Source organism: Nonomuraea cypriaca (assembly GCF_015645445.1).
GTDB lineage: Bacteria > Actinomycetota > Actinomycetes > Streptosporangiales > Streptosporangiaceae > Nonomuraea > Nonomuraea cypriaca.
The window spans coordinates 16,552-29,742 of sequence record NZ_JADOGI010000004.1; the positions used below are offsets into that span (position 1 = coordinate 16,552).

Below are 13,191 nucleotides of genomic sequence, written 5' to 3' on the forward strand. Positions count from 1 at the left end.
CCATGCGCCCGCCCGTCGCCCGGGCCGCCGTGCGTAGCAAGGCCGCAGCCGGTCGCCGGGCCGCCGTCCGTGGCCGGGTCCACGCCGGTCGGCTGAGGGGTATTGGTCAGTGGTTCCACGTTGAGGTGAACTCGTAGAAGCCTGATTCCACCCGGCACACCAGCGCACTCCCGGTCACGGCGACGGGTGCCACAGCCCCCGGGGAAACCGGAGCCCCCGGTGGGGGCAGGGGTGTGCCGGACTCGTGGACCGAGGAGGGGTCGGTGGCGGGGACGTGGATGGTGGCCTGGGCGCCGGGTGGGATGCGTACCGAGAGGGTGAGCGTGCCGTCGTTCAGCTCCCAGCGGCTGCTGAGCCGTCCGAGCGGTGTGTCGTACGCCGCCTCCGCCCAGGTCAGCGCCCCGCCGGGCAGCGGGCGGACGAGCGGGCGGCGGAAGCCGGCCGAGTCGTCCTCCTGGCCGAGGCCGGCGACGCCGCTGTAGAGCCACGCCCCGACGGAGCCCAGGGCGTAGTGGTTGAAGGAGTTCATCGCGACGGGGCCGAAGCCGGACTCCTCCGTCCAGCCGTCCCAGCGCTCCCAGATGGTGGTCGCCCCTCGCTTGATCGAGTATCCCCAGGAGGGGTAGCGGTCGTCGTGCAGCAGCGAGTACGCCAGCTCCTCATGCCCGTACGCCGACAGCACCGGCCCGAGCAGCCCCACCCCGGCGAAGCCGGTGGTCAGGCGGCGGCCCCGGCGTTCCAGGTCGGACACCAGGTGACCGACAGCGGCAGGGACGAGTTCGGTGGGCACCAGGCCGTGCGCGAGGGCCAGCAGGTATCCCGTCTGCGTGTCGCCGCTGACCCGGCCGTCCGGGGCCACGAACGCGACGGCGAACGCCTCGCCGATCCGCTCCCGCAGTGCCGCGTACCGTGCGTGGGTCTCGAGGTCGCCCAGCACGGCCGCGGACCTGGCGGTCAGCTCGGCGCTCAGGGCGAAGAAGGCGGTGGCGAGCACGTCGCGGGAGGTACGCACGCCCGCCTGCAGCCAGTCGCCGTAGTGGCTGCCGACCCGGTCGCGCCAGATGAGGGAGGGGTTGTGGCGTTCGACGTGGTCCACCCAGCGGCGCATGCTGGGCAGGCTGTCGCGCAGCACCCGCTCGTCGCCGTACACGCGGTAGAGGTGCCACGGCACGATCGTGCAGGCGTCGCCCCAGCCGGGCGTGCCGTGCCGCTCGGTCATGACGTGCGGCACCACGTCCGGCACCGCGCCCTCGGCGGTCTGCGCGCAGCGCAGGTCGGCCAGCCAGCCGGTGAAGAACGCCGCCACATCCGCGTTGTAGCAGGCCGTGGGCAGGAACACCTGCGCGTCAGCCGTCCACCCGAGCCGCTCGTCACGCTGCGGGCAGTCGGTGGGCACGGAGACGAAGTTGCCGCGCTGGCTCCAGCGGACGTTGCTCACCAGCCGCCGCACCATGTCGTCGGAGCAGGAGAACTCGCCCGCCACCGGCGTGTCGGAGTGCAGCACCCGCCCGGTCACCTCGATGTCCGCGTGCCCGGTGATCTCGGCGTAGCGGAAGCCGTGGACGGTGAAGCGCGGCTCGAACGTCTCCACCGCGCGCCCGGCGGCGACGTAGTGGTCGGTGGCCTCGGCGGAGCGGAGGTTGGCGGTGTAGAGGCCGCCGTCCTCGTCGAGCGCCTCGCCGTGCCGGATCGTGACGCGGGCGCCCGCGGGGGCGCCGCGGACGGTCAACCGGACCCGGCCGGCGAAGTTCTGGCCCAGGTCGACGATGGTACGCCCGTGATCAGCCCGTACGTCCACCGGCACCAGATCCTGCGTCACCCGTACGGGCTCGGCGGCGGACGGGACGAGCACGCCGTGATCGGTGTCCACGACGCGCGCGGCCGCCCAGGACGTGTCGTCGAAGCCGGGCAGGTCCCAGCCGGGCTGTTCGAGGCGGGCGTCGTACCATTCGCCCATCAGCAGGTCGGCGTAGCGCAGCGGGCCCGTGCTCTCCCGCCACCGCTCGTCGGTGCCGATCACCGTGCGCGAGCCGTCCTCGTGCTCGGCCACGATCTGGACCAGCAGCTGGGGGTGGCGCCCGTATCGCTGGGCCTGCTGCCGGCCGTCCCAGCCCAGGCTGCCGGACCACCAGCCGTCGGCCAGCACCGCCCCGACGCAGACCGGGCCGTCACCGATCAGCCCGGTGACGTCGTACACCTGGTAAGGGACGCGCCGCCGGTAGTCGGTCCACCCCGGGGTCAGCTCGCCGTCGCCGGCGCGGTGGCCGTTAACGCGCAGCTCGTACAGGCCGCGCGCGGTGCAGGCGACGCGCACGGCCGTCACCGGGCGGGACAGGTCGAGGACGCGTCGGAAGTACCGGGGCGCGGGCAGATACTTGGTACGGTCGCCGCGCGGCTCGCGGTCGTCGGTGGGCGGCTCGAACGGCGGCTCGGTCTCGGGGTCGTGGCCGATCCACGCCGCCCGCCACTCGTCCGGGTGCATCACTCCGGTGTCGAACCACGACTCCGCCGCTTCACCTGGCCGTACCTGCACCTGCCAGGTGTAGCGGGTGAACGAGGTCAGCGGCGCGCCCCCGTAGTCCGCGCTGGTGTCCTGACCGTCGACCCAGCCGCTGTCCCAGGCCAGGGCATCGCCCGAGCGCACCAGGATCCGGTACGCGGCCTGCGCGTCGCCGCGCGTGTCCGAGGCCAGCCGCCAGCTCAGCCTGGGCATGCGTGTCGCGATCCCGAGCGGGGTGCCGCGGTGCTCGCAGCGCAGGTCGTACGGGCGCAGCGTGGTCGAGGCGGGCGCCGCCGCCAGGGTCCAGCCGGTCATGACCAGGTCCATTCCGTCGCGGGCCGCGTGAGTGCGTAGTCGCGCGTGGGCGCGCTCGGATGGACCTTGCGGCCGCTGTACATCGGCCGGGCGGTTCCCTCCGGGCTGATGCCGATGACGTCGTCGCCGCGCCACCGCACGCGGTACTCCCGGCCGGCCGCGACCTCGGTGCTCGCCGTCTCCGGCACGGGGAACGTGACCGTGACCCGCTCGCCGCGTCGCGGCGCGGGGATGGCCAGGTAGCCGTCCGGCGCCCACGCCCCCGTCTGGGTCCCGTCGAATCCGCCTTCTTCGCGATGTACGCGGACCTTGGCGTACCCGGCCCAGCTCGGCACGCGTACGCGCAGTTCGCGCAGGTCCTCGTGGACGTCCAGGTCGACGCGGCCCTCGTGGGGCAGGTGGCTGAGCACGGTCACCCGGCGGGTGGCGCGGGTGAGGAGCAGGTTGACGCGGGCGGTGTCCCGGTCGGCGGTGACGATCGAGTTCCAGCCCCAGAACAGGCCGCGTACGCCCGAGCCGACGCAGCACGCCTGCACGTCTGCGGTGTGCCCGCGGCCCAGCTCCACGTCGCAGACGAAGTCGTTGGGCGCGCCGTAGCCGGCGAAGGCACCGCGTACCCGCTCGCCGACCCCTACGTGGGTGACCCAGCCGGGCTCGTCGCCCGAGGTGTCGGGCGCGGACTCGACCCAGCTCAGGTCGAGTAGTTGCGACTCGACGAGGTGGTTGCGCAGGAACCGCTCGACCACCTCCCAGTAGCCGGTGTGCCCGGAGCGGGCCAGCGTGGTGCCGGTGCCGATCAGGTCGACGAGGGAGCAGCACTCGTGCTCGTACCGCTGGTCGGCCAGGTCGCCGGGGGTCCAGCCGAACGCGGTGGCCTGGGTGAGCGCCCAGTCGTAGCAGCGGCGGACGTACGCGGTCAGCTCGTGGTCGCCGGTGTGACGGGCGTACCTGGCGAGCCCTTCCAGGGTGCCGAGACGGGTGTGGAAGTGGCCGCTGCGGTACGCGCGCGCCGGGTTGAAGCTGCCGTCCTCGTTGAACACCCCGCTCTTGTGCCTGATCAGCCGGGCGAACCAGCCGCACAGCTCCAGCGCGTCCTCGTTCCCCGTGGCCTGGTGGTAGCGCAGCAGCGGCATGATCAACCGGCCGCTGAACGAGGCCGGGTCGGGTGCCAGGCGCAGCGCGATGGCGTTCGGTGACGGCCAGCCGCCGGGGGTGTGCTCGGAGGCGGGGTAGAACCAGACGTCCCGCTCCTTGATCGCGATCCGCTTGAGCGCCGCGACGTGCCGGTCGGCCAGGCGCTTGGCCTCGGGGTCGCCGTCCGACAGGTACGAGGTGGTGAGCGACAGGATGACGGCGCGCTGGTCGATGAGGTTCGCGTTGGGGGCCCAGCCGGCCTCCGGGCGTGCCCGCCGGTAGCTCAGCCCGTCCGGCCCGAAGAAGCCGGCCAGCCGTCGCCTGAACCCCTCCTCGACCTCCCGCCAGGTATCGTTGCCGGTCATATGCCTGGCGAGCAGGCAGGCGTCGAGCAGGCGGCCGTGACTGGAGCCGTAGTCCCAGTCGCCGTGCCGCAGCGCCGCCGGGCGGGCCAGAAGGTCGGCGCTGAAGTACGGAATGCCGTCCATGTCGTGGTCAGGCAGTCCGGCCACCGCGTTCATCGCCAGCTCGGCCCGTTCTTCGAGCAACACCGTGTCGGGGATCTCGGGCATGGGCATCCCTTCGGGAGAACATAAATATTCAGGTGCGCATAGATCACCATCTGTCGCGATTGCCCGTTCCGTCAAGACGTAGACATATATATTCGTCTCTTGTTGGATATGTGAGCGTGAGGGAGGATGGCAGCCATGAGTGACGAGCGGTACTTCTCGGTGGTGGAGCCGCGCCCGGACGCCGCGGTGGCCCTGCGCCCCGTGACTCAGGGGCGCGTGCGGGGCGGCTTCTGGGGCGCGCGGCAGCGCGTCAACCGCGAGGTCACGATCCCGCTGGGCGGTGAGCGCGTGGGCGGCTCCGGCGCGTTCGACAACCTCCGGCTGGCCGGCCGCGGCGCCGGCGGGGGGCATGAGCACAGGGGCAAGGTCTTCGCCGACTCCGACGTCTACAAGTGGCTGGAGGCGCTGGCCTGGGAGCGTGGCCGGGCCGGCGGGGACGACCTCGCCAGGTCGTACGAGGAGGCGTCGGAGCTGGTCGCGGCCGCGCAGTGCGACGACGGCTACCTGCACACGCACACGCAGCTCACCGGCCGGGCGCGCTACTCCGACCTGGCCTCCAGCCACGAGCTCTACTGCGCGGGCCATCTCATGCAGGCCGCCGTCGCCGGCCGCCGCGCCACCGGGGACGACACGCTGCTGCGGGTCGCGGCCCGGTTCGCCGACCACCTGGTCAAGGATCTGCCGCCGGACGCGCTCGACGGGCACCCCGAGGTCGAGCTGGGCCTGGCGGAGCTGTACCGGGAGACCGGCGTCCGCTCCTACCTGGACCTGGCCGCCCGCATGGTCGCCACCCGCGGCCGGTCGCTCATCCAGCTCAAGGGCCACCACGGGCCCGGCTACCGCCAGGACGCGGTGCCGGTGCGCGAGGCCACCACGGTGGAGGGGCACGCGGTGCGCGCCATGTACCTGGCCGCGGGCGCGACCGACGTCGCGGCCGAGACGCCGGACCCGGAGCTGCTGGCCGCCCTTGAACGGCAGTGGCGCGACATGGTTGCCACCAAGACGTACCTCACCGGCGGTCTCGGCTCGAACTGGTACGGCGAGGCGTTCGGCGGCCACCTCGAACTGGCCCCCGACACCGCGTACTGCGAGACGTGCGCGGCCATCGGCAGCGTCCAGTGGTCCTGGCGGATGCTCCTGGCCACCGGCGCCGCAGAATACGCGGACCTCATGGAACGCACCCTCCACAACGCCGTCCTGCCCGGCGTCTCCCTCGGCGGCGACCGCTTCTTCTACGTCAACGCGCTGCGCGTACGCGCCGGCGCCGACCCCGACGACCTGCGCTCACCCGCCCGAGGCCGCCAGGACTGGTACGGCACCGCCTGCTGCCCGCCCAACGTGATGCGCCTGCTCTCCTCCCTCGACCACTACCTCGCCACCCAGGACACCGACGGCGTCCAACTCCACCTGTACGCGCCCGGCACGATCAGGGCGGGCTCCGTGCTGCTTGAGGTGGAGACCGACTACCCGTGGAGCGGCCGCATCGAGATCGTGGTGCGGGAGACCCCCGACCGCGCGTGGACCCTCTCGGCCCGCATTCCCGCCTGGGCGGACACCGCCGAAGTGTCCTTGGCCGGCGCGGCGCTGTCGTCCGGGGTAGGCGCGGCGGGGTCGTCCGGGGCGGGCGCCGCGGGGGTGGGCGACCGGCCCGTGGAGCCGGGCTATCACCGCATCCGGCGGACGTGGCGGCCCGGGGACCGGGTGGTCCTGGACCTCGGGATCCGCCCCCGCCTGACCGCCGCCGTACCCCGGCTGGACGTCGCCCGCGGTCAGGTGGCGGTCGAGCGCGGCCCGCTGGTCTACTGCCTGGAGCAGGCCGACCACCCCGGGGCCGTGATCGACGACCTGTGCGTCGCGGGCGCGGACCTCCGCGACGGGGCACCTATCACCGGCCTGCCCGCCGAGGTGGTGCCGGTCCTCGCGCGCGGCCGGGTCCACGTGCACGGAGAGGACGACGGCGGCTTCCCCTACCGCTCCGCCGCCCCCAGGGAACCCGAGCACGCGGGCCCGGCCGACCTCACCTTCGTCCCGTACTACGCCTGGGCCAACCGCGGCCCCGGCGCGATGACCGTCTGGGCGCCGATGCACGAGGAATGATCCCCCGGGGGCCGCGGGGGCAGGCGACGTCAGGGGCCTATGACGCTGGAAGTTCTCGCACGAGCCTGGAAGTCCAGGGGCACCAGACGTAGCCGGGCAGGAACGCCCCGTCGGCCTCGTCCAGGTGATCCTCGACGTAGGGGATGGTCGCGTCGCAGACCTCGATCGCCATGTCGAAGAAGTCGATCGTCTCAGATCGCAGGTGGTAGCTCCAGGTGACGTTGTAGGGAGCGGGGCGCGGGGTGATGCGTCCGACGACGTGTGGCCTGTCCGTGGTGGCGCCGCTGAGCAGGTCGCGGGCATGCTGGATCTTGGCGGGGTCGGTGAGTTGGACGACGAACCGTGACCTGGTGATGTCGGTGACCTCGAAGTAGGCCGGGGCTGCCGCCTGGGCGGGCGCAGGGGCGGCGGAGCCGAGCGTCGCGATGGCGGCGAGAGCCGTGACGATCTTAGTCAGGATGCCGTGCATGGAGACCTTTCACTACGTGTGATTACTGTGAGTTACTTCTGCATGCGTTAAGTAATCACACGAAGGTTAGAGCGGCCCCTGACGTCACGGTGATAACACTGTCACCGCATGCACAGGGTGCCGGCCGTCACACGTCGCCGGTGAGCTCGACCGGCCTCCCGGCGACCGCGACGCCGGTGACCGAGAGGCCGACGACGTCGCTCGCTACGTTCGCGCGCTCGACGTGCGCGAACGTGCTGTCCCTGACCGTGATCGCCCGTAGGGGCTGCTCGGGATAGCCCCGCAGCAGGTACGCGCTGCGCGTCCGGTCACTGCGTACCCCCGCCACGTTGACGTTGCTGATGACCGGCGGGTCGTCGCCGTTGTGGCCGTCGCCGTGGTAGAGGTCGATCGAGACGGCCTCCTTGGTCAGCTCGCTGATCTCCACGTCCCGGACGAAGACGTTCTCCACGAAGCCGCCGCGTACCGAGTTCGTCTTGATGTAGAGCCCGAAGTACAGGCCGGGGCCGCCCCAGCGGCAGCGGCGGACGAAGATGTTGCGGATCCCGCCGGTCGTGTCCGTGCCGATGGCGACCGAGCCGTACCGGTAGCGCATGTCGCAGTCCTCGATCAGCACGTCCTCGCACGGCACCCCCACCCGCCGCCCGTCCGGCCCGCGACCGGCTTTGATGGCGATGCAGTCGTCGCCGACGTCGAACACGCAGCCCGAGATCACCACCGAGCGGCACGACTCCGGGTCGCAGCCGTCGTTGTTGGGCCCGCGCGAGTGGATGGACACGTTCCTGACCAGGACGTTCTCGCAACGCACCGGGTGGATCTCCCACATGGGGGAGCGGACGATCCGGACACCCTCGATGAGCACGTCGCGGCACAGGTACGGCTGGATCATGTTCGGCCGCAGGTGGTGACCGGCGCCGAACACCCGCTGCTCGACCGGCACGTCCGCCGCGGCCATCCGCTGCAACGAGGCCCAGTCCTCCGCCTCGTGCGGCATGCCCGGCTCCCAGCCGAACGCCGGCGTGCCCACCCACCACCACCAGTGCTCGGGACCCGCGCCGCCGTCCAGCGTCCCCGCGCCGGTGATCGCGATGTTCCGCTGGCCGTGGGCGTAGATGAAGGGGGAGTAGTTGTAGCACTCGATGGCGGAGAAGCGGGTGAAGACGGCGGGGAGGTAGTCGGCGGGGTCGGTGCTGAACAGGATCGTCGCGCCGGCCTCCACGTGCAGGTCGACGTTGCTGAGCAGGTGGACGGCCCCGGTGAGGTACGTGCCCGGCGGCACCCGTACGTGGCCGCCGCCCGCCTCGTGGCACGCCTCGATCGCCGCCCGGAACGCCTCCGTCCACTTCTCCGTCGTGCTCTCAGGCGGCCCGAAGCCGGTGACGTCGAACCACCGGTCGGGGAACTTCGGCGGACGCACCCGATCCCGGATCTCGTCCGCGTACCGCCAGGCCGCTGCCTCGTTCATGAAACCTTCCTCATGCGCAGTGCGTGGTGGAGGGGCAGGGCGATCACCCAGGAGGGGTTCCACGTGTTCGCCTCGCCCGTGCGCTGCCAGTTGGTCTGGAAGAACCCCTCGCCCTGCTCCCCGGGCACGTCGAACCCCCAGTCGCCGGGCTCACGGCAGATCCCCTGGCCCATGGCGAGCAGGATCCGGCCGGCCCGCTCCGCGTAGTGCGGCCGGCCGGTCGCCAGGCCGAACTCCATCAGCTCGGAGGTCGGGAAGAACACGTCGAGGTGGTGGTTCTGCACGCTCACGGCGGGCCAGCCGCACGCGGCGAACCCGCGCCGCGCGAACGTGCTCCCCTGGTCGTACTCCGGCGACCACACATAGACGAACGTCAGGAGCCAGTCCGCCGCCACCTCCGCCCACCGCGCGTACTGCTCCCGCCCGGTGAGCCGGTACAACTCCCAGACCGCCATGAAGTAGTACATCCCCGCCTCTTTGTCCTCCCCGGAGGCGTCCAGCGTGGCGTGCGCGAACGGCCGCTCGAACGTCGCCGCGTGCAGCCGGTGGTAGTGGCCCATCACCTCCTCGGCCCGTCGCAGCCACACCCGTTCCCCACCCAGCCGGTACGCCCCCAGCATCGCCAGGACGCAGGCGATCCCCGCCGCGCTCACCATCGGCGAGAACGGAGCCCCCTCCGGCGTCCAGCCCAGCGGGACGATGCCCTCAGGCAGCCTCGTTCGCCAGAAGAACGCGGCGGCGTCCTCCACCGCCTCCTCCCACGCCGGCGGCACCTCCAGGCCCGCGTCCCCGAACCGGAGCGCGAGCTCGGCCAGGTCGGCGACCGTCTCGCCGTGGGCCCGGCTGGAGACGAAGCAGGCGTCGTCCTTCCTGAACATCTCCCACCTGTCGTCGTCGAGCAGGTACCGGCCGCGCCGCAGGCCCCTCGTCGCGGTCCGGCTGCCCTCGACGTAGAAGTCCGCGGCGCGGCGCGCGCGCTCGACCCGCTCGGGTTCGCCGCCCGTCAGGCCCAGCTCGGCGTCGCAGCGGGCGAGCTTGAGGCACTGCCCGGTCCAGCCGTAGAGGTACGTACGGGGGCGGCCGTGGCGGTTGCCCGCGTAGGCGAGGTGGCCGTCGCCGGCCCATCGCGCGTCCATCGCGTTCGTCTTGAGCCGCACGATGTCCTCGCGGGCCAGCGGGCGGGCGCCAGGCTCGTGGTAGAGCCGCCCGGCCGCGCGGACCAGCGTCCTGAAGCCGAAGCCGCGCGGCTCGACGTGGCCCCAGTCCAGCGTGTGGTGCGCGGTGATCGTCTCTCCCGGGGCCAGGTCCACGTAGCCCACCGGTCGGTCCGCGACCTCGGCCTTGCTGACGTAGCAGACGTCCGGTTCGCCGTCGAACATGATGACGCCGGTCATGGCCGCGATCGTGAGTCCTCCTGACGGCGGTGCGGCGTCACCGCTTCGAGGCCCTCCGCGCAGGACGCCCGGGGAGCCGTACGCGACCGTGCCGTCCGGTGCGCGTACGACGCCGAGGGAGCCGTACGCGACCGAGCCGTCCGGTGCGCGACGGGGCGTGGGGTGGGCCAGCAGGCTGACGTACCTGTCGTCCCAGGCGATGTTCACGGCGGGGATGGGCAGGCGGTGCTCCTCGCACACGAAACCGTCGCCAGGTTCGGGGCCGATGCGGGGGACCCGGCGGCGCGGGTCGGACGACGGGTTGCCGTTGTAGAGGACGCCGGGCATGGTGACGTGGGCGTCCGCGGTGGGCAGGTTGAGCAGGAGCCCGGCGGCCACGTCGGTGATCGTCCGGCTGGTCTCGTTGTGCCAGACGGTGGTGACGGTGAGCAGGCCGTCGGGGGAGAAGGCCAGCTCCAGCGTGGCGCTCAGCGGGCCGGTCCTGGCCGTCACCTCCACGGCCCCGCCCATCTGCCGCACCCGGACCGAGCCGGCGACGGCCCGCTCGATCCGCCACGGCCTGCCCGCGGCGGCGGTCAGCAAGTCGCGCAGCGGCGCCCGCAGGTACGGCCCGTCCGCGTCGCGGCGGCGCAGCCACACCTCCGGCCCGTCCGCGCCGCCCACGACCTCGACCAGCTTCCCCCGCGCCTCCGCGATGACCGCCACGATCCCGGCCCCCGCCCCGCCAGGCCGCGGATCGGGTGCGACGTCCCCGGCCCCGGCCGGGTCCGGTGGGTTGCCACCCGTCATGGGCGGCGCCGGAGTCGGATGGCCTGGCCGCACGTTCCCGGCAGCGGCACCGTCAGCGTCCCTCCCTCCGGCCGGTCCGCCCGCGGCACGCCGATCTCGCGCACGCCGAGCGCGGTGACCGTCATCTCCCACGTGTCGATCACCTCGACCTCGTACCGGCCGCCGGGCACGTCGTACGAGCGCTCAGGGAACCGGTGGTCACCGCAGAACTCCAGGTAGAACTCGCCGGGCACCTCCAGCATCGGCGCGTCCCTGTCGCGGTGGCGCGCCTCCTGCGGGGTCTCGGCGAGGACCTCGCGGAGCAGGCCGAGCCTGGGCACGGCGGCGCCGGTCAGCGTGCCGCCGTCCGTGGACCAGGTCAGCCCGGCCTCGTCCACGTACGACTCCCCGTGCGTCACGTACCGGCGGCGTACCGCACCATCCCATGCCTGGGTGACGACCTCCTCGGCGGTCAGGCTCCGCCACGGGTCGTCCGCGTCGCCCTCGTGGCCGCACATGTCCATGAGGACCGGCCGGTGATGGTCCCGGGTCCGGACCCACGCGTCCCTGGGGCTGCGCGCGGTCACGCTCCCGTGCGTGAACCCGGCCCGCCACAGCAGCGGCGAGTCCGCGTCCACGGAGATCGACAGCGGGTGGTGACCTGGGTCCTCCTCGGCCACGAGCGCGGCCAGACATACCCAGTCGTGTTCGGAAATCTCGGGAAAGCGGGTGGGGTCGGCGGCCAGCGACCACCACACGCTCTGGTGCGCCGCCAGCCGCGGCACCACCTCGCGCAGGTAGCGGACCGCGGCCTCCACGTCGGAGACGCCGTCGCCGGGATGGAGCAGGACCAGCTCCGCGTCCACCCCGATCGCGGCCAGCTCCGCGACCCGCTCCTCCAGCGCGTCGAGTGAGCACCGGGTGGCGAACGCCGCCATCCTGACCCGGTCGAACGGCGAAGACTCCAGCGTGGCGAGCGTCTGCGCGCGCCGCTTCTCGCCGTGCAGGTGCCAGCCGAGCGCCGTGGTGCCCATCGGCCCGATCATCGAAGCTCCTTGAGCGTTCAGGCGTGGGGAGGAAGTCAACCGCATCACACTCTCGTCATCCGCAGCGCCAGGTACGGCCGCCGCGGCAGCTCCACCCGCACCCGGTCCCTGTGCACCCCGTCCACCGGGGTGATCGTCATGTTCCAGGTGTCGATCAGCTCGACCTCGTACGCGTCGCCGGGCGGCAGGTCGACCGTGACCCGGGCCGGTTGGCGCCGCCCCAGGTAACGCAGGATCGTGCCGTCGCGGCGCTGTTCCATGATCGTGCGTAGGAAGCCGATCCTGGCCGGGCTCTCCCCGTACAGGCCGCCGCCGTTGCCGATCCACGCCCGTTCCTGGTGGCCGGTCAGGGATTCGCCGTGGCCCACGTACCCGCCGCGGGTCATGCCCTCCCAGAACCGGTCGACCAGTTCGGCGCCGGTGATGTTGCCCCAGCGTTTGCCGACGTTCCCCTCGTAGCTGATCTCGTCGATCACCACCGGCTTGGGGCAGGCCGCGAGCCAGGTGCCGGTCAGGGTGGCGTCCCAGTGCTGGACGCTGTGGTGCGTCACCCACGGCTTGGTGTTGTCGTAGAGGGTCGCGACCTCGTACATGCGCGTCCCGTTGTGGATGGACCTCAGATGCTCGTACGGGTCCAGCCGCTGGATGGTCCGCAGGATGTCGTCCCAGTCGGCCACGGTCTTGGCCCGGTTGAAGTCGTACTCGTTGGCGGCCGACCACCACACGTTCGAGAAGGCAGCCAGGCGGGCGATGACGTACCTGAGGTAGGCGTGGTCGGTCTCGCGGCCCATGTCCTCGACGCCGCGCAGGCCGCCGTCGTACGGGTGGAAGAGGATCACGTCGGCCTCGACTCCGAGGTCGCGCAGGTCGCGGACCCGGCCCTCCAGGTGGCGGAAGAACACCGGGTTGAACCGGGTCCTGTCCAGACCGTCCGGATCCTCGCCGGCGAACGGCACCTCCGGCGGCCTCATCTGCCCGGTCGGCAGCACGCACATGCGTAGCTTGTTGAACGGCGAGGCCGCCAGCGTCCGCAGCGTCGAGCGCTCGCGGTCCTCGTCCATGTCGTGCGTCCAGTGGTAACAGGTCGTGCCGAACGGCAGGTACGGCGTGCCGTCCGCGTACGCGAAGTCGATGCCCACGGCCCGCACGGGCCCGTGGTTGCCGTCGGAGGCAGGCGACACCTCGAAGGTGCCCGCGTGCCCGTCCAGCTCGGTCACATTGCTTATGGTCGTGTAGCTCCACGGACCCACCGCGTCCGGCATGAACCGGACGCGGTAGACGCCGTCGCCGTCGTAGAAGCCCTCGGCCTCGACGATGCGATCGCGGAACTGGAACCGGGCCGACAGGTGAACCTCAGCGAAGGGGTTCCCGCCGGACGGCCCGGCCAGTTCGATCTCATGGACGCCCCAGCGTTCCACGATGGGGGACAGT

The 13,191-nt window shown here is 72.2% G+C and carries 8 protein-coding genes; 1 reads left to right on the forward strand and 7 read right to left on the reverse strand.

Features of this window, described 5'->3' with window-relative positions:
• Nucleotides 1–106: 106 nt before the first annotated feature.
• Complete coding sequence (locus ITP53_RS02345; protein WP_207755442.1) at nucleotides 107–2,815, reverse strand: alpha-L-rhamnosidase; 2,709 nt, start codon at nucleotides 2,813–2,815, stop codon at nucleotides 107–109.
• On the reverse strand, nucleotides 2,812–4,521 hold the full coding sequence (locus tag ITP53_RS02350; RefSeq protein WP_207755443.1) for a beta-L-arabinofuranosidase domain-containing protein: 1,710 nt from the start codon (nucleotides 4,519–4,521) through the stop codon (nucleotides 2,812–2,814). Before ITP53_RS02350 ends, ITP53_RS02345 begins: the two co-directional genes overlap by 4 nt.
• A gap of 135 nt (nucleotides 4,522–4,656) precedes the next feature.
• On the opposite strand from ITP53_RS02350, the gene ITP53_RS02355 reads away from it, so the two are divergent.
• Nucleotides 4,657–6,618 (forward strand): glycoside hydrolase family 127 protein, encoded by a 1,962-nt coding sequence (locus ITP53_RS02355; protein WP_195893597.1) that lies wholly within the window; start codon nucleotides 4,657–4,659, stop codon nucleotides 6,616–6,618.
• Nucleotides 6,619–6,655: 37 nt separating this feature from the next.
• Here ITP53_RS02355 and ITP53_RS02360 read toward each other — a convergent pair whose 3' ends face one another.
• The 5 genes from ITP53_RS02360 to ITP53_RS02380 all read right to left on the reverse strand — a co-directional run bounded on the left by ITP53_RS02360 (nucleotide 6,656) and on the right by ITP53_RS02380 (nucleotide 13,178).
• Nucleotides 6,656–7,087, reverse strand: a complete 432-nt coding sequence (locus ITP53_RS02360; RefSeq protein WP_195893598.1) for a BP74-related protein — start codon at nucleotides 7,085–7,087, stop codon at nucleotides 6,656–6,658.
• A 127-nt stretch (nucleotides 7,088–7,214) separates the two neighbouring features.
• Entirely contained in the window at nucleotides 7,215–8,552 is a 1,338-nt protein-coding gene (locus tag ITP53_RS02365; protein WP_195893599.1) for a glycoside hydrolase family 28 protein, read from the reverse strand.
• Nucleotides 8,549–10,735, reverse strand: a complete 2,187-nt coding sequence (locus ITP53_RS02370; protein WP_207755444.1) for a hypothetical protein — start codon at nucleotides 10,733–10,735, stop codon at nucleotides 8,549–8,551. The genes ITP53_RS02365 and ITP53_RS02370 overlap by 4 nt, the downstream gene beginning before the upstream one ends.
• Nucleotides 10,732–11,760, reverse strand: coding sequence for a DUF5605 domain-containing protein (locus tag ITP53_RS02375; RefSeq protein WP_195893600.1), 1,029 nt, complete (start codon nucleotides 11,758–11,760; stop codon nucleotides 10,732–10,734). The genes ITP53_RS02370 and ITP53_RS02375 overlap by 4 nt, the downstream gene beginning before the upstream one ends.
• A gap of 44 nt (nucleotides 11,761–11,804) precedes the next feature.
• Entirely contained in the window at nucleotides 11,805–13,178 is a 1,374-nt protein-coding gene (locus tag ITP53_RS02380; RefSeq protein ID WP_207755445.1) for a DUF5060 domain-containing protein, read from the reverse strand.
• Nucleotides 13,179–13,191 lie beyond the last annotated feature (13 nt).

What these genes read in the sequence shown, in the direction of transcription:
- ITP53_RS02345 (WP_207755442.1), bottom strand. Translation starts at nt 2,815, where the DNA reads ATGACCGGCTGGACCCTGGCGGCGGCGCCCGCCTCGACCACGCTGCGC.
- ITP53_RS02360 (WP_195893598.1), bottom strand. Translation starts at nt 7,087, where the DNA reads ATGCACGGCATCCTGACTAAGATCGTCACGGCTCTCGCCGCCATCGCG.
- ITP53_RS02370 (WP_207755444.1), bottom strand. Translation starts at nt 10,735, where the DNA reads ATGACGGGTGGCAACCCACCGGACCCGGCCGGGGCCGGGGACGTCGCA.
- ITP53_RS02365 (WP_195893599.1), bottom strand. Translation starts at nt 8,552, where the DNA reads ATGAACGAGGCAGCGGCCTGGCGGTACGCGGACGAGATCCGGGATCGG.
- ITP53_RS02355 (WP_195893597.1), top strand. Translation starts at nt 4,657, where the DNA reads ATGAGTGACGAGCGGTACTTCTCGGTGGTGGAGCCGCGCCCGGACGCC.
- ITP53_RS02375 (WP_195893600.1), bottom strand. Translation starts at nt 11,760, where the DNA reads ATGATCGGGCCGATGGGCACCACGGCGCTCGGCTGGCACCTGCACGGC.
- ITP53_RS02350 (WP_207755443.1), bottom strand. Translation starts at nt 4,521, where the DNA reads ATGCCCGAGATCCCCGACACGGTGTTGCTCGAAGAACGGGCCGAGCTG.